The organism is Bacillus sp. FSL K6-1366, assembly GCF_037976695.1.
Classification (GTDB): domain Bacteria; phylum Bacillota; class Bacilli; order Bacillales; family Bacillaceae; genus Bacillus; species Bacillus subtilis.
On sequence record NZ_CP150268.1, the window covers coordinates 3,291,017 to 3,306,317 of the forward strand.

Below are 15,301 nucleotides of genomic sequence, written 5' to 3' on the forward strand. Positions count from 1 at the left end.
AGAGGGAACGGGCAGTATGATTCAAAAGGCTCGGAGTCTGTCCGGGGCAAATAGATAGTATGTTAATAATTCGCTGACCTGCTCACGGATTCGCGGATTAAAATAGCGATGGTTTTCTTCATAACCGTCGATGACAAATGTATAGAGCGTAAAGGCTTCATCGCGTTCCGTCTCGCGGATTGCAATTTTTCTTTTCCTCAGTTCTTTTCTGACCTCCATCAAATCCTTTTGTGCTATTTTTAATGATTCGCTGATAAGCTGTTTATAAGGATGCTTCAATTTTAATGTGCTTTCTTCAATTCCGGCGAGATCACGGTTAAAAATCGTAATGGCCATGGGCAAAAAGAGAGCCCGTTCAATTAAATCGTATATTTCCTCCTGCAGATTTGGCATGTTGACTCCTTCTTTCTAAGGGAACGTTTGTTCTATTTGTATTCTATATCGGCTGGTGAAATGTTTCAAGACAGAAAAAATCACCAAAACTTTTTAGTTTTCTGCTGATAATGTGTAGAATAAGGATAGACAAACCCGGTAAGGAGTATAAATGTTGGAGCATTTTTTATCCTATTTGACACAAGAACATTTAACTGAATTATTTCAAAGCTATAGGGCTTTCGGTCCGCTCATTGCTGTGCTGCTGCCTTTAATTGAAGCATTTCTCCCGTTTTTGCCGCTGATCGTGTTTGTGGTGGCGAATACGAACTCGTTTGGCTTGTGGGAAGGATTCATCCTGTCCTGGGCGGGATCAACTGCTGGTTCCATTCTCGTCTTTTTGATTGTCCGTCAATACGGACAGAGAAAATTGCTTGGATTTATCCGCAGTCATCCGTCTGTCAGAAAGCTGATGTTATGGGTGGAAAGACACGGCTTCGGTCCCATGTTTCTTCTGCTTTGTTTTCCATTTACACCGTCAGCCGCGGTGAATGTTGTTGCCGGTTTGTCAAGGATCGGAACGCGGCCGTTTATTTTGGCGGCAGCCTCGGGGAAGCTTGTCATGATTTTTATGATCAGCTTCATCGGATATGATCTGCACGCGCTGATTACACAGCCGATTCGAACGGTCATCGCCGTATTGGTGATCACTGTCTTATGGTATGTCGGCAAAAAGGTGGAGCGGTATCTGCATGTAAGAGCCAGTCAGCGTGAGCATGATGGAGGGAGACAGTAACATGAAAAAACGGTTTTGGTTTCTTGCCGGTGTAGTGTCCGTTGTTCTCGCCATTCAGGTTAAAAATGCTGTCTTTATTGATTACAAGGTAGAAGGCGTCAGTATGAACCCGACCTTCCAGGAAGGAAACGAATTGTTGGTCAATAAATTTTCGCATCGATTTAAAACCATCCATCGTTTTGACATCGTCCTTTTTAAAGGCCCTGATCATAAAGTGCTGATTAAACGGGTAATCGGCTTGCCCGGTGAAACGATCAAATATAAAGATGATCAGCTGTATGTGAACGGAAAGCAGGTTGCTGAGCCATTTTTGAAGCATTTGAAATCTGTTTCTGCCGGCAGCCATGTAACGGGTGATTTTTCTTTGAAAGATGTGACGGGAACAAGCAAGGTGCCGAAAGGAAAATATTTTGTCGTTGGAGATAATCGCATATACAGCTTCGACAGCCGGCATTTTGGTCCGATAAGAGAAAAAAATATTGTCGGTGTGATTTCTGATGCCGAATAAAAAGACGCTAATTGAAGAGGCGTCTTTTTGTATGCCGTTTGGAAAAATGTGTTGAAGAAAAATTTGTAAGGAGCTATAATCAAAATTGTTACCTGTGTAACAAAATTTATATATTTTTTTGACTGGAGGGCCGTTTTTATTGGTTTTTGTTCGTTTTTCATGAAACAAAAGGAGTGGTGAATGATGATGAAATATGAAGCAGTGATTATAGGAGGAGGGCCGGTTGGATTTATGCTGGCTTCTGAGCTTGCAATGGCCGGAGTGGGAACATGTGTGATTGAACGGCTTGAAAAACCTGTTCCGCATTCCAAGGCGTTGACGCTGCACCCCCGAACGCTGGAGCTTCTTGAGATGAGAGGGATTTTAGAGCGGTTCGTATCCAAGGGAAGCAAGATACCTACCGGACATTTTTCAATGCTGGATACCCGTCTGGATTTTTCAGGCTTGGATACGAGCTGTCCTTACACGCTTTTGCTCCCGCAGTCCAAAACAGAAAAGCTTCTTGAAGATCATGCACGAAGCCTGGGAACAGAGGTGTTTCGGGGTGCCGAGGCGCTGGCGGTTACGCAAAACGGGGAAGCGGTCCAAACAATTTTTAAGGATCGGGACGGCAGTGTACGGACGATCACAAGCAAGTTTGCCGTTGGGGCAGATGGCGCCGGGAGTACCGTCCGGAAACAGGCGAAAATTGAGTTTCCGGGAACAGACAGCACTGTCACCGCTGCGCTTGGGGATGTGGCGCTCCTTTCTCCGCCGGCGTCAGGCGTGCTGTCCCTTTGCACAAAAGAGGGCGGTGTTATGATTGTTCCGTTATCTTCAGACCGATATCGTGTCGTTGTGATCAGCCCTTATCGCACGCAAACACCGAAAGATGTGCCTATGACTGAGGAAGAGCTGAAAGCTGACCTCCTGCGAATTTGCGGAACTGACTTTGGTTTAAGCGACCCTTCGTGGATGTCGCGGTTCGGGAACGCCGCGCGCCAAGCGAAACGGTATCGGGACGGCAGAATCTTTCTTGCGGGTGATGCCGCGCATATTCATTTTCCGGCGGGCGGGCAAGGACTGAATGTCGGCCTTCAGGATGCGATGAACCTTGGGTGGAAGCTGGCGGCGGCCATCAAAGGCTCTGCGCCTTCATGGCTTTTGGACAGCTACCATGACGAGCGGCACCCGGCAGCTGAAGGTCTCCTGAGAAACACGGAGGCACAGACAAAGCTGATCGATTTCACTCAAGCAGGCCTCCATTTGCGAAGCATGATGTCGGAGCTGCTGGCCTTCCCTGATGTGAATCGATATGTAGCGGGGCAAATTTCTGCGCTCGATGTCAGATATGAAGCTGATCGTACCATGCCGCCGAATCGTTTGAACGGGGCAAGGCTCCCTGACATGAAGCTGATTCTTTCCGACGGCAATTCGGAACGGCTGTACAGCTTTCTCCAAAACGGGACATTCGTTTTGCTGTCATTGAGGCAGGAAGCTGATGATCATATCGAAGTGAAAGGCTTACGTACGGTAACCGCCTCGCTTGCAGAACCGAATGAAAAGTTGCGGGATGTGCATACCATATTGATTCGTCCCGATGGACATGTAGCCTGGGCGGTGGATGCCTCAGCGCCCGATTGTACCGAGGTGATTCAAAAAGGAATCAGCCGCTGGTTTTCCGTCACCAGCCGAGTATAATTCAATTCGATTGTTTCATCTGTAACAAAACGGTATGATAGAAGAAACAATCGAATGAAAAAGGATGGAAAACCCGATGAACACAGATCATACAAAACGCAATCTTTTTGAATTGTATGCGGAGCTCATTCATCAGCAGGAGAAATGGGAGGGGCTTATTAAAGCCTTTTTATCTGACGAATTGAGGAAGCTGGATGTAGAGCACGGGAGTAAATCTCAATTGACGATGACAGAAATTCATGTTCTATCTTGTGTCGGGGACAATGAACCAATTAATGTCACGTCGATAGCAGAAAAAATGAATACGACAAAAGCGACTGTATCACGCATCAGTACAAAATTGCTCGGCGCAGGCTTCCTTCACAGAACACAGCTCAGCGATAATAAAAAGGAGGTCTACTTCCGATTGACGCCTGCTGGAAAAAAGCTGCACAGTTTGCACAAATATTATCATCAGAAGGCTGAACAGCGTTTTCTGTCATTTTTTGACCGCTATACCGAGGAAGAGATTCTTTTTGCGGAACGGCTGTTTCGGGATCTGGTGACAAAATGGTACCCGTCGTCAGAAGAAATTGAAGAGGGGCTTCCTAGCATTTTTAAATAAAAAAACACGCACTGCGGTGCGTGTTTTTCGCGTTTCTTCCTTCTTTTTCAAGGCTGTAACGTAAATCAGTTTTCCTCTTGAAGAGATGTTCAGGAATTTGCACTGCTTATACGATATGTCTATTAGTATCTTTATTTTATACGTTTTTTACTGTGTTTTTGATGCTTTGTTTTCAAGTGAAATAGGGTCTTCTGTTTTAGTTCTCCTAATCTTTACAGAAATACCTACTAGAATGACCGCCATAGTTGTAAATATTCCCATGGTTAATAAGATCGTATCCTGGTTTAAACTCCATCCAATTAAGAAAGAGATGATCGCTCCTCCGAAACTTGCCGAAGCAATAAATAAACTTGTAACTTCGTCAACGTACTTCTGAATAATGATTGATGCTAGTGTTAAAGCAATGGGAAATATGCCCGCTATACTTAGGCCAATCAAAAATGTACCACCCAATTGAAGTATTGGGTTACTTATATAAGAGAAGGCAATCAACAAAACAATTAAACAACTACAGCTAAAAAGGAGGTATTTGGAAAAATCAAGCCTTCTACTTACGAAACCAATCAATATTCTTCCTATGATGATCCCTACCCAGAAAAAGGAGACACTTATAAGACTAATTTGTTCATTGTCTTGGTTTATCATGATTGAAGGTAAAAAGTTGGCAAAATTTGTTTCAATTCCAGCATATAGGAAAGCAAAAAATACAAAAAAGCCTAATTGCTTTGATTTTTTTCTATCTCCTATAAAGTATTGAAATGCTCCTCCATCTGGAAAGGTCACTTGTTGGTTGGCATTCTTAGCGTACTTTCGGTTCTTGGACAAGAAAATTAACCACCCTACGAATAGGACCAATAAAAAGGTGAATATACAGTAATACGGTAAAAACCAGTTATTGATATCTATGAAGGAATTAATTAATAATGGGAAAGATAAAGCGCCTAATCCAAAGAGAACTTCCAGCTTACTCATTTTTTCTGCATTACTTTCGAAATTAGCAATAACAAACGAACCAACTGTCGTTTCTAATGTGCCTGCCCCATATCCTAAGAGAAAAGCCATTACAATAATATAATACCAATCCTTGGTTAGAAAAAAGATACTTAACGCTACAAGCATTATTGTCAAAGCTAAAGTAAGTGTCCTAAAATGACTGTATTTCTTAATCATTAACGGTGCGATTAATACTCCGCTTAGAAATCCGGTAAACTGAAAAAAGATTATGACTGAAATATCATCTGTTGTCTTGTTAAAAGCCTCTAATAGAAATGGTGTCAAACTCCCTGTTGATATATGGATAATACCTACTGTAAAAAAGAAAGCATATCCAAATAAATATGTCCCTCTTAACATTCATTACACCCCTATATGAAAAAGCAGGAAAATAAATTCCTGCTTTTTTAGTAACTTCTCTCTTCGAAATACTAGTTGACTGCTGAAACAGACATTGGTTGAGAGTTGCTGTCTTTCTCAAAGAACATTTCTAACACTTCCTGAGATCTAAAACCATCACTAAAAGAAGGGATCTCAACCCAATCATTCTGAGTTGATGCAATCCAATTGATTAACTCGCTTCTAAAAGAATCAGCCCATCCATAAAACTCGTTTGGCGGATCGTTTAATAGGCTTTGCGGTACTGGGCAGTCTACCACGTTCAAGCCATCTATGAGCTTGTAAACGTGAGGATTACCTGTGTGGTATTTAAACTCTTTTTTGTGTCCAACTACCTCAATGCTAAAACCACAGTCTTCAGGTACAGAACATTTTGATGTGATGATATTTACAAATACCTTGTTCTTCAGCTGGCCATAAATTTCTGCATAGTCATCTACGAGTACCTGTTTATCCTCTTTTGTTTTTACATTTGTGTTCATTTTTGCCCTTACTGATTCTGTGATGAAATCACTCTCGAACAAATACCATACCATGTCAATAAGGTGAATACCCAGATCCCCCAATGATCCACTCGTCTTCTTACTGTTAGCGTCATCTCTCCAAGTAAATTTCTTACGCCTAAGTGCACTATTTTTCTTGAAGTGTACTTTTATGGACAGTATGTTACCTAGTTCATTATTGATAATTAAGCTTTTTAAGATATTTACGTAAGATAAATATCTATAATTAAATCCCATACTGGCTCTTACGCTCAACCTTTCAGCGGTATCTTTCATTATGCTTGCTTCTTCAAGAGAAATAGCCATAGGCTTTTCACACAATACATGCTTATGTTTTGCTAATGCTTGCAAAGCATGTTCTTTATGGCAAAAGTTTGGTGATGCTACAATTAAACCTTCTGAGGCATCAATTAGTTCATCTGCGTTTTCAAATGACTTCCCGCCGAAAGTTTTCACAAAGCTTTCCGCATTTTGTTGATTTATGTCATATACCCCTACTAACTCTGCATTTTTTATTGTAGATAAAGCAGTTGCATGCGCTCTTGCAATACCACCTGCACCTATGATGCCTATCTTCTTCATTTTTATTTCCTCCTTATGATCCAATTAATTTTTTTAAGGTATTAGTAATTCCTTTTGAGTACTCACTATCAGTTATAAGGTGGTGCAAGTTTTTGGCTTCTTGTGTTGCATTTTTTAGCAGATATCCATTCCCTACTGTCTGTAACATACGAACATCATTTCCACTATCCCCAAATGCGATAGCTCTTTCGTTATTTAGGTTGTATTTCTCTAACATAAACGTTACAATTTCATTCTTTCCTGTCCCTACGGGGATAAAATCTACATCATAGCTGTCTTCTGGATCGCCTGCTAAGGGATTACACCGATTTATATTTACTGAAACGCCGTATTCCTCGCAGATTTTTTCAATTGCTAATAGGTTTTTCTTGTCGTTTATTTCATCTTGTTCCTGATAGTAGAAGTTATGCTTATACCGTGACTTTCCTAATTGAGTTTGAGGATTCAAAAGAATGTTATGATTTTCATGCAGCTGTTTCACAAGTTTTTCAACCTTTTCTTTACTAAACCCTTCATTTATGCGACTGTTCCACTTATTATCTTGCTGTCCGAAGTTATGCTCAGAAAAGTACGTAATTTCAGTTCCAAGATCACTAGCTATAAAATGCGGAAAATATCTAAATTTTCCTCGTCCCATTTTATCGAGAATAGATTCTATACTGCTTCCAGTAACCCATCCGATTATTAGCTCCCCATCTTTACTTTTTTGTACTAGATAGTCTTCGAGTTCATAGATGTCTTGTTGCTTTTGTTCGTCGATTGTATGCGGAAAATACGTTTCATCAAAATCACAAAAAACAATATATTGAGGATGTTCAACCGTGGATAACGTTTTATACTCCGATTTCTTGCTTAATAACATGAAACAGTCCCTCCATTACTCTGTCTTGTTCTTCTAAAGTAAATGACGGATATAAAGGCAAATGCAGTACCTGACTATGAGCCTTTTCCGTATGAACCAATTGGAGTCCTGCATACTTGTCCTGTACTAAAGGAGTTTTTTGCATATGAGACAGTATTGGATAATATACATCTGTTTGAACACCAAAATCTTCATTTAATTTAGTCATGATATCTGCCCTATCTTCTGTTCTTACCTTAATAGGAAACAGATGCCATACATGATCTTCACTTAATTCTGGTAATTCAATATAGCCTTTATTCTGCAACTCTGCTAATTGGGTAATGTATCTATCCGCCAAGAACAGTCTTTTGAAGTTGTTTAATGAAAGGTACTTCATTCTCTCTAAACCAATTGCTGCCTGTAAATTGTCCATTTTTGAATTAAATCCAAAATTGATGACTTTCTTATTTTTTACATTTACTTCAAAACCGTGATAACTAAATTGAATGCATTTTTTAGCGAGTTCTTCATTATCAGTTGCTATTGCCCCAGCCTTGCCACATACACCCAAATTCTTATAGGGATTAAAACTTAATGTAGTGATGTCTGCATACTTTCCTAAGTCTGTCAGTCCAATTCCTTGGCAGGCATCTTCAATTACTTTTAATTCATAACGATTTGCGATTTGACGGATATGCTGCATGTCTGAATGTTTTCCGTATAAATGCACAGGTAGAATAAACTTTGTATAAGGAGTTATTGCTTCTTCAATTTTGTCAGGATCGATGCAGAATGTTTGTGGGTTAATATCTACATAGATAGGAACGCCTCCCAAAGCTAACACAGCATTTTCAGTAGCTGAAAAGCTATTAGCCGGCATGATAACTTCATCCCCTGGGTTTAACCCTAAAGCCAATAAACCTATCATAATAGCATCGGTTCCACTGCTGGTTGCAATTACATACCTTTTATGTAAATATGTAGATAAAACGTTTTCGAATTGCTCTAAATAGGGACCACTCGTAAATTTTCCAGTTGGCAAAACTTCAGTTAATGTATTTAAGATATCTTCCACTTCATCATTGGTTATTAATCTGTCTACAGGCAAAAAAGGGACTTTACTGATTTCACGATTTTTTTGATAGTTGAAAAGGTCATGTTCAATATCTATCTTTTCTTTTAATACTTGTTTCCACCGCTCGTTTACAATACTGTCTTCAATAACAAGTTCTTTTCCTTGTACGTCACCTTTTAAGTGTTTTAATAGTGACATGTTTTCTTTGCTTTTACCTGAAATCTTAACCTGTTTTTGCATGAACAGTACCTCCAATGATTTTATAATCTAAAAATTTATTACAAATTTATCCTAATTTCTGAAATCGGTAACATGTCAACAACTTTTTTAAGGAAGGGAAAATATGCCTACAATTGATGAAATAGCAAAATTATGCAATGTGTCTAAAACCACAGTGTCAAGAGTATTGAATAATCATCCTTATGTGTCGAAAGAAAAAAGAGATATGATCTTAAAGGCAATTAACGAACTTGACTACACTCCCAATTATTTAGCTCGGAATTTTAGGAGAAATAAGACACAAACGATAGCTTTATCGGTTCCGAGTATCGACCATCCATTTTTTGCTCAATTAATAAAAGGGGTCTCTCATGAAGCACTGTTTAAGAATTACAAGGTAATTGTATTTCAGACCTTTTATGACAAACAGACAGAGCTAGAATTATTAGAGTTATTGAAGCATAAAGAAGTGGATGGTATTATTCTTGGAACTTTAGAAAATGAATGGGATCAGATATCCCCTTTCTTAAAGTATGGTCCTATCTTATTATGTAATGAATATCATCACTCAGCGGACATCACGATAATTGGGTATGATGAATTTGAAGCCGCATACATGGGGGTAGTACATTTAATTGAAAGAGGGCATGAAAAAATTGGGTTTTGTTTTGATACTCCATATAGCGAAGCTCAATGTCAGAGGAAAGAGGGTTATTTGAAAGCTTTACAAGATTACAATTTACATCATAGAAGCGAATGGATATTCGGCGAAATGTTTAATATCGAGGATGGCTTTCGTGTTTTTCATAAGATAAAGGATCTAAAGGACAGACCCTCAGCAATATTTACAGGAAATGATCAAGTCGCCGCAGGGATTATTAAACAGGCGATGAAAAATGGCTTTAAAGTTCCAGAAGACTTAGCTGTAATTGGTTTTGACAACCAATTGATCTGCCAAGTTGTTACTCCGACCATAACAACAATTGATATTCCCGTAATAGAATTAGGCCAACAGGCTGTGTTGAAAATCATCGAGTCCATTTCGGGTAATGCCTCTTTAAACAGAAGAATTATTAAACTGCCAACAAAGCTTATTATAAGAGAATCAACGTAACGATAGATTTCCCTTTAACATTTTATATCTTTATATAAGAAAAAGAGGTTATTCATTTTAACCTCTTTTTCAATCGTAAGTCGTCAATTATTTCTTTCATTTCACCCTCTGGCAGCACTCACTTCAAATCTGATCCATTAACAACGAAATATCCGCTTATATTTCCCCATCTCGATGGTTTGCGAATTAAAAGTTCTTGAACCCTTTTTTCAACTAGGCATTACTGCCGCTGATCGAGCTCTTTTTGTCTTTTTTTTCACCATGAAGATGGTGAAGCAGCCGATAAAACGGCGGCAGCAGGGCAATAACCAGAATGACGCGAATGACCTGAACCGCAACGACAAAGGTGGAATCAGCATGTAAGGTAACTGACGTCGTCGCCATCTCTGCAATCCCGCCGGGCGCAAATGCCAGAACAGAAGTGATGAGCGAAATTCCTGTCAGCTCGGAAACGATCACGGCGCTCAAAAACATTGCTGCGATTAAACCGACGGACGAGACAAACCCGACGATGATAATACGGGTGACGCCGGCAAACATGCTTTTGTACATCTTAGAGCCGATCGTTGCCCCGAGAAATACTTGTGATACATGGTTAGCTTGTGACGGCCACCATGCCGTCATGTCGTGCCCTGTCACCGCAGCTCCGCCAACATGTACAATTGCTACACCGAGCATGCTGCCGAGCAGCCATGGAGCTGGAAATTTTAAAAATTTCGCAGCTTTGCAAGCTCCCCAGGCAGCGAGAATAAGAATGACGGTCCACAAAACGGGAGCGAGCCTAAAATCTGTCGTTGCAGAAGAAATCGTCTCTGCTGCGGCACTTGCGGTACGATCTTGTTTTGTATAGATCAGAATGACTAAAAACGGAATGGAAAGCACCACGAGCAGCACACGCATCATTTGAACGAGGCTGACTATAGCGGTATTGGCGCCTACTTCCTGTGCGATGCTCGGCATGGCGGAAAGCCCGCCGGGAGCGGTGCCGACAAAGCTAGTCATCATATCCGTTTTGCTGAAACGCCAAAGCACATATCCTGACAGCATGGCCAGCAGGATAGACAATATCAGCATAACGCCGACTGAAAACCAATGGTCTTTGAGAACAGAGAGAACGGATAAATTCAGCTTTTGGCCCAATTCGATGCCGAGGATCATCTGCCCGAGGGCGAGCCATCGTCGGTTAATTCCTTTTTGGTCTGGTGCCATCATCAGCCATGCCGGCCGTATCATGGCGAGGCAGCAGGCGACAATCAGTGTTCCGATCATCCATCCAATTGATATTCCGGTTAATGAAAGAATAAACCCCCCGGCTGCACTGATTGCGATAAACCATAGATCTTTGAGGAGATTTTCGTCTTTCTTCAATGTAAAACCCTTCTTCCTTTTTCACGTAACACTCCAATTGTTCACGTAGTGAATGTATTTATTACTATAGTATATTTTTGTTGATAAAGAAATTATGAATTATTTTCTATAAGCGATTCACTTTTCTTATGACCTTGTGTTCGAGCTTTTCTATTGTGTAAGTCAGAGATAAACCCGCTGTCAGCAGACACACGGCAAGAGCGTAAAAAATCACTTCTCCGCCAAATGATGTCAGGATCAGCCCGCCTGCCAGCGGTCCGATTGAGCGGGATATATCCCAATGCAGACCATAGACAGCATAAAACCGGCCCAGCAAATGAGGCGGCGCCAATTTCGATATTAAGGTCTGGATGTGGGTTAGCCCGATGCTTTCGCCAACCGTCATCACCGCTGCCGTCACTAAAAGCATTGTCAGGGAGGTTGAGCATGCAAAACCGGCAGCCGCAAGGGAGTAGCAAATATAAGTAATGAAGAGGATTGTTTTCATTGAAAGCTTTTCGGTCCCTTTGACAAGAGGTACTTGGAGAACACAGCTGAATAAAGCTTTTGCTGCTGAATAGATGGTCAGCATGGACAGATAATCAGAAAACATGTTTTTGCTGAACAGCCTGTATGTTGTTTCTGTTTGTGCATATAACATGCTGATGGGGAGAGAAAGCAGCAAAAGAAGCAGGACAGGCCTGTATATCGTAAAGCTCGCGGACATTTTCGGGGTAACAGCTGGGTGTAGCGGCTTTGTCTCAGGCAGTTTCAGTGCAGCGATCAGAAAGTAGATAAACAATGCTGCAGCATCTAATGCGAATATCCACACGGGGTTATGATTGTACAGAAGCATCCCCACTAGCGGCCCTGCCGTCAGACCCGCCGAATAGATCGCATTGATGACCGCAAACACTTCCGAACGTCTGCTTTCCGGCGTGCTTTCAGCAATTTGGGCGCGGGAAGCGGGAATGTACAACGATCTTCCGATGCCATTCATGACATAGAGAATAGCGAAAACATACGCATGCTCAGCAAATACAAACCCTGTCATTGCCGCTGATTGAAGAAGCAATGCGGTCAAAATCGCTGTGCGCCGCCCAATCCGGTCCGCCGCCTTTCCTGCAGCGAGCGTCAGGAAAATATCAGCAAATGGCTGAAGGCTGATGATCAGCATTGGCATCATGATACTGCCGTTTAATTGTTCATGCAGATACAGCACCATAAAAGGTCCCATCATTGCACCTGTCAGGCTTGTCAGCAATTCGCCGAAAAAGCGGAGCCGAACGGGAGCGGTATATCTCGATTTTATAGAGTGAAAACTGGCCAACATGTGATCGCCGCCTTTCGCTGTTTGATATAGTAGTAGTGTATAGAAGGGGCGGCGGCCCAAAAAGTGAAGAAAAGAAGAGATAAAAGTTCCCCTTTTGTCGGGAGGTGCGGGGATTGAAGCTGATAGAGCACTACGTGGCGCTTGTAAAAACAGGCTGCGCCGAGTATGGGCAAATGAACGAAATGACGCTTACTGAGATTGCCGACTGTTTATTTTGTACAGAAAGAAATGCAAAGCTCATTTTACATAAGCTGGAGAACAGCAATTGGATTATCCGGGAAAGCGGGGCGGGGCGCGGCCGTAAATCTAAAATCGCGTTTCTTCGGAGGCCTGAGGAACTGCTTCTTCAAACTGCAAAGGAATATACCATGTCAGGAAAGCTTAAAAAGGCAAAGGAGCTGCTTCAGCAGTATCAGTCCGCGTTTCCAGGGCTTCAAAACGAATATAACATGTGGCTTTCAGAGGTATTCGGATTTGTGACGGAGACAGGCGAGAATGGGGCGAAGGATGTCCTGCGGCTGTTCATTACGCCTGAATCTGTCAGCAGTTTGGATCCATGCCAAATATTTTTGCGGTCTGAGGGCCATTTCGTCAAACAGATATTTGATACACTCTTCACGTTTGATTCGGATATGCAGGAGCCGAAGCCTCATTTGGTTCATGGATGGGAAGAGGTCGGAAAAAAACAATGGAGATTTTTTCTTCGAAAAGGTGTGTCATTTCATAATGGACAGCCGCTGACATCGCGGGACGCTGCGTTTACATTTCAGCGCTTTTTGGAACTGGCTGACAACCCGTATAAATGGCTTCTGCACGGAGTGAAACAAGTCTTAGAAAAGGGCCCTTATTGTGTGGAACTCATACTCGATAAGCCGAATGCGCTTTTGCCGTATGCTCTTTGTGATGAACGGCTGTCCATACTGCCGGCAGAACAGGGCGGCGGGAAAAATGGAACAGGGCCTTTTCAGGTGAATCAGCAACACAGCGGGATGCTTGTGCTTGAAGCCAATGAGCGCTACTTCAAGGGACGCCCCTATTTGGATCGCGTTGAGTTTGTGTTTTCTGAGCAAGCCGGAGAGATGAACGGTTTTACCATTCAAGAAAAACAAACATGTCCTGAGCAGCAAACTGTTTTTGATGAGCGGCATGTTCAGTATTTGTCGCTTAATCTAAAAAAGAAGGGGCCTCTTCAGCACCGAAGCTTTAGAAAAGCGCTCCGGCTGCTGATTTCCTCTGAACGGCTCGTTCGTGAAGCGGGAGGGCACCGAAGAATCCCGGTTACGTCCTTTTTGCATCCGAGTTCTTTTGAGTGGGAGGGCGTTTCGCCATCTGAATTGTTGAAGAAAAGCGGATACGAGGGCGAAACAATCGTGCTTTATACCTTTTCGGAAACAGATCATCGTGAGGACGCCGAATGGATTCAAAATATTTGCGCCCAGCACGGTATCAGGCTTACACTTCAATTCTGTGATGCTGCTGATCTGCGACGGCCGGAAACCGTGCAGATGGCGGATATCATTCATGACAGTGCGACGTTTTATCAAGACAGCGAGTTTGGTTTTCTGCATTTGCTGCTGTCGGAGAACAGTTTCTTGTATCAGCATCTATCTGAAAAGCTGACACAGATATGCTCAGGAATGACAGAGCAGATGTTTTCCATGCCTGACCGTTGTTCGAGAATCAACATCTTACGTGACATTGACCGGCAGATGATACAGGAGCTGAATGCGATTCCGCTGTATCAAAATGTGCTCCAGGTGACATCAAGTAAAAATGTAAAAGGCCTGGTGCTTGATGAAGAGGGATGGGTTGATTTGTACTCCGTATGGCTGTCCAAATAAAAAGAGGGTTCTTTTTTGAACCCTCTTTTTTAAACTGCCAAGCTGCGGCATTGTTCAGCACAGGCGAAGCAGGCTTTCGCACATGCTTGGCAATGATCATGATCGTGCTTTCCGCATTCAGTGCCGCATGCTTCACAAATATCGGCGCAAAGTGCACAAATTTCTTTCATAAACGGGCTGTCCGTTTGCATGGCTTTGACCGCCAGCGCGCAAATATCCGCGCATTCCCTGTCAAGCCGGATGCAGCCGCTGAGATGATGTTGCACGCTTTCTTCCAAGCATTTAGTGAAACAATGATTGCAAGCCTTCATACAATCGATGCAAGCCTCAATACAAGCTTCAGAATATTGCTCCATGGTGGATTCCCCCTGTATGACAGTATATGGTTTTATGTTTCCCGGCTGCATTTGAAAAAAACAGGGGAGTGTGTTTTTAGCTAAGGGGATATGTACATATACCCTGAACGGGTATATCTAACGTTCCATCAGATAGTATAGGAACCAGACAGCGTGATTTTGTTCATCACGTGCTGCGCGCGTAAAGACGCCTTTCGCTTTTAAGTTTGACGTTTCCTCGGCCGCACGCAAGTAAAAGTCGACGGTTTCTTGTTCATCTTTAAAAGCGGCATCCAGTCCTCTTGTGAAATTGTCCGGGCATTCTTCCGTTTGTTTCGGCATGATGTGTTTGCCGGTAATTGAACCATACAGTGTGGAAAATTCACGGAGGTGGCGAATCTCGTCACGCCTGATTTCTTCAATCTGTTTTCTGACCTCATCGCTGTGGGCGAGTTCGGCAAGCTTGCGGTAGCATTGAATGGCACTGAATTCTCCGTTGATGGCCTTCTGCAAATTCCGAATCAAAACAGGATCTTCCCTGTATGGCACCGGATAGGGATAGTAGCTGTAATGCAAGGGGATTCAACTCCATTCTTAGGAATTGGGCTTCTGTAAAAGTATATGTTGGGCAGGGAGAGATGTGCGGAGATAATCAGCTTTTTATATGTGAAAAGGCCGTTTTTACCAATAGATCAGATTGGTCATTTTCGTCAACATTCGATAAAATATATAGAGATAAAAAGAGAGGGGTCTTCT

At 42.2% G+C, this 15,301-nt stretch carries 15 protein-coding genes; 6 read left to right on the top strand and 9 right to left on the bottom strand.

The features are described from left to right. Positions 1 to 21: 21 nt before the first annotated feature. Positions 22 to 393 (bottom strand): hypothetical protein, encoded by a 372-nt coding sequence (locus MHI44_RS17205; protein ID WP_014476361.1) that lies wholly within the window; start codon positions 391 to 393, stop codon positions 22 to 24. Between the two features lie 151 nt (positions 394 to 544). Here MHI44_RS17205 and MHI44_RS17210 point away from each other — a divergent pair, with 151 nt between their 5' ends. The 4 genes from MHI44_RS17210 (at position 545) to MHI44_RS17225 (ending at position 3,960) form a co-directional block, all read left to right on the top strand. Continuing rightward, a complete protein-coding gene (locus MHI44_RS17210) occupies positions 545 to 1,168 on the top strand; it encodes a VTT domain-containing protein (protein WP_010886465.1) in 624 nt (207 codons plus the stop codon). Position 1,169: 1 nt separating this feature from the next. Next, the gene (gene lepB / locus MHI44_RS17215) at positions 1,170 to 1,676 is read left to right on the top strand and encodes a signal peptidase I (protein ID WP_003233128.1); all 507 of its coding nucleotides are present in this window, start codon (positions 1,170 to 1,172) and stop codon (positions 1,674 to 1,676) included. 180 nt (positions 1,677 to 1,856) lie between these two features. Beyond that, entirely contained in the window at positions 1,857 to 3,356 is a 1,500-nt protein-coding gene (locus MHI44_RS17220; protein WP_339202479.1) for a monooxygenase, read from the top strand. Between the two features lie 76 nt (positions 3,357 to 3,432). After that, on the top strand, positions 3,433 to 3,960 hold the full coding sequence (locus MHI44_RS17225) for a MarR family transcriptional regulator (protein ID WP_015252419.1): 528 nt from the start codon (positions 3,433 to 3,435) through the stop codon (positions 3,958 to 3,960). Between the two features lie 147 nt (positions 3,961 to 4,107). Here the strand turns inward: MHI44_RS17225 and glcP are convergent, their stop codons facing one another. From glcP to ntdA, 4 genes are all read right to left on the bottom strand, one after another. Beyond that, positions 4,108 to 5,313, bottom strand: a complete 1,206-nt coding sequence (gene glcP, locus MHI44_RS17230; RefSeq protein ID WP_080529148.1) for a glucose/mannose transporter GlcP — start codon at positions 5,311 to 5,313, stop codon at positions 4,108 to 4,110. Positions 5,314 to 5,384: 71 nt separating this feature from the next. Next, the gene (ntdC, locus tag MHI44_RS17235) at positions 5,385 to 6,437 is read right to left on the bottom strand and encodes a glucose-6-phosphate 3-dehydrogenase NdtC (protein ID WP_106073786.1); all 1,053 of its coding nucleotides are present in this window, start codon (positions 6,435 to 6,437) and stop codon (positions 5,385 to 5,387) included. Positions 6,438 to 6,450: 13 nt separating this feature from the next. Then, positions 6,451 to 7,299 carry a kanosamine-6-phosphate phosphatase gene (gene ntdB, locus MHI44_RS17240; RefSeq protein WP_106073787.1) on the bottom strand — a complete coding sequence of 283 codons (849 nt, stop codon included), beginning with the start codon at positions 7,297 to 7,299 and terminating at the stop codon, positions 6,451 to 6,453. Continuing rightward, entirely contained in the window at positions 7,271 to 8,596 is a 1,326-nt protein-coding gene (gene ntdA, locus MHI44_RS17245) for a 3-dehydro-glucose-6-phosphate--glutamate transaminase (RefSeq protein WP_317680028.1), read from the bottom strand. Before ntdA ends, ntdB begins: the two co-directional genes overlap by 29 nt. A gap of 103 nt (positions 8,597 to 8,699) precedes the next feature. On the opposite strand from ntdA, the gene ntdR reads away from it, so the two are divergent. Beyond that, entirely contained in the window at positions 8,700 to 9,689 is a 990-nt protein-coding gene (gene ntdR / locus MHI44_RS17250) for an NTD biosynthesis operon transcriptional regulator NtdR (protein ID WP_029317580.1), read from the top strand. 213 nt (positions 9,690 to 9,902) lie between these two features. Here the strand turns inward: ntdR and MHI44_RS17255 are convergent, their stop codons facing one another. Further along, positions 9,903 to 11,057: an AbrB family transcriptional regulator gene (locus tag MHI44_RS17255; protein ID WP_015383286.1), complete on the bottom strand. Its 1,155-nt coding sequence runs from the start codon at positions 11,055 to 11,057 to the stop codon at positions 9,903 to 9,905. Between the two features lie 106 nt (positions 11,058 to 11,163). After that, the gene (locus MHI44_RS17260; RefSeq protein WP_247471468.1) at positions 11,164 to 12,369 is read right to left on the bottom strand and encodes an MFS transporter; all 1,206 of its coding nucleotides are present in this window, start codon (positions 12,367 to 12,369) and stop codon (positions 11,164 to 11,166) included. Positions 12,370 to 12,482: 113 nt separating this feature from the next. On the opposite strand from MHI44_RS17260, the gene MHI44_RS17265 reads away from it, so the two are divergent. Next, the gene (locus MHI44_RS17265; RefSeq protein WP_339202480.1) at positions 12,483 to 14,210 is read left to right on the top strand and encodes an SgrR family transcriptional regulator; all 1,728 of its coding nucleotides are present in this window, start codon (positions 12,483 to 12,485) and stop codon (positions 14,208 to 14,210) included. A gap of 29 nt (positions 14,211 to 14,239) precedes the next feature. Here the strand turns inward: MHI44_RS17265 and MHI44_RS17270 are convergent, their stop codons facing one another. Both MHI44_RS17270 and MHI44_RS17275 read right to left on the bottom strand, forming a co-directional pair. Continuing rightward, positions 14,240 to 14,566: a four-helix bundle copper-binding protein gene (locus MHI44_RS17270; protein WP_032728981.1), complete on the bottom strand. Its 327-nt coding sequence runs from the start codon at positions 14,564 to 14,566 to the stop codon at positions 14,240 to 14,242. Between the two features lie 117 nt (positions 14,567 to 14,683). Next, entirely contained in the window at positions 14,684 to 15,121 is a 438-nt protein-coding gene (locus MHI44_RS17275; RefSeq protein ID WP_003245806.1) for a ferritin family protein, read from the bottom strand. Between the last annotated feature and the right edge of the window lie 180 nt (positions 15,122 to 15,301).

What these genes read in the sequence shown, in the direction of transcription:
- MHI44_RS17205 (WP_014476361.1), bottom strand. Translation starts at nt 393, where the DNA reads ATGCCAAATCTGCAGGAGGAAATATACGATTTAATTGAACGGGCTCTC.
- MHI44_RS17210 (WP_010886465.1), top strand. Translation starts at nt 545, where the DNA reads ATGTTGGAGCATTTTTTATCCTATTTGACACAAGAACATTTAACTGAA.
- lepB (WP_003233128.1), top strand. Translation starts at nt 1,170, where the DNA reads ATGAAAAAACGGTTTTGGTTTCTTGCCGGTGTAGTGTCCGTTGTTCTC.
- MHI44_RS17220 (WP_339202479.1), top strand. Translation starts at nt 1,857, where the DNA reads ATGATGATGAAATATGAAGCAGTGATTATAGGAGGAGGGCCGGTTGGA.
- MHI44_RS17225 (WP_015252419.1), top strand. Translation starts at nt 3,433, where the DNA reads ATGAACACAGATCATACAAAACGCAATCTTTTTGAATTGTATGCGGAG.
- glcP (WP_080529148.1), bottom strand. Translation starts at nt 5,313, where the DNA reads ATGTTAAGAGGGACATATTTATTTGGATATGCTTTCTTTTTTACAGTA.
- ntdC (WP_106073786.1), bottom strand. Translation starts at nt 6,437, where the DNA reads ATGAAGAAGATAGGCATCATAGGTGCAGGTGGTATTGCAAGAGCGCAT.
- ntdB (WP_106073787.1), bottom strand. Translation starts at nt 7,299, where the DNA reads ATGTTATTAAGCAAGAAATCGGAGTATAAAACGTTATCCACGGTTGAA.
- ntdA (WP_317680028.1), bottom strand. Translation starts at nt 8,596, where the DNA reads ATGCAAAAACAGGTTAAGATTTCAGGTAAAAGCAAAGAAAACATGTCA.
- ntdR (WP_029317580.1), top strand. Translation starts at nt 8,700, where the DNA reads ATGCCTACAATTGATGAAATAGCAAAATTATGCAATGTGTCTAAAACC.
- MHI44_RS17260 (WP_247471468.1), bottom strand. Translation starts at nt 12,369, where the DNA reads ATGTTGGCCAGTTTTCACTCTATAAAATCGAGATATACCGCTCCCGTT.
- MHI44_RS17270 (WP_032728981.1), bottom strand. Translation starts at nt 14,566, where the DNA reads ATGGAGCAATATTCTGAAGCTTGTATTGAGGCTTGCATCGATTGTATG.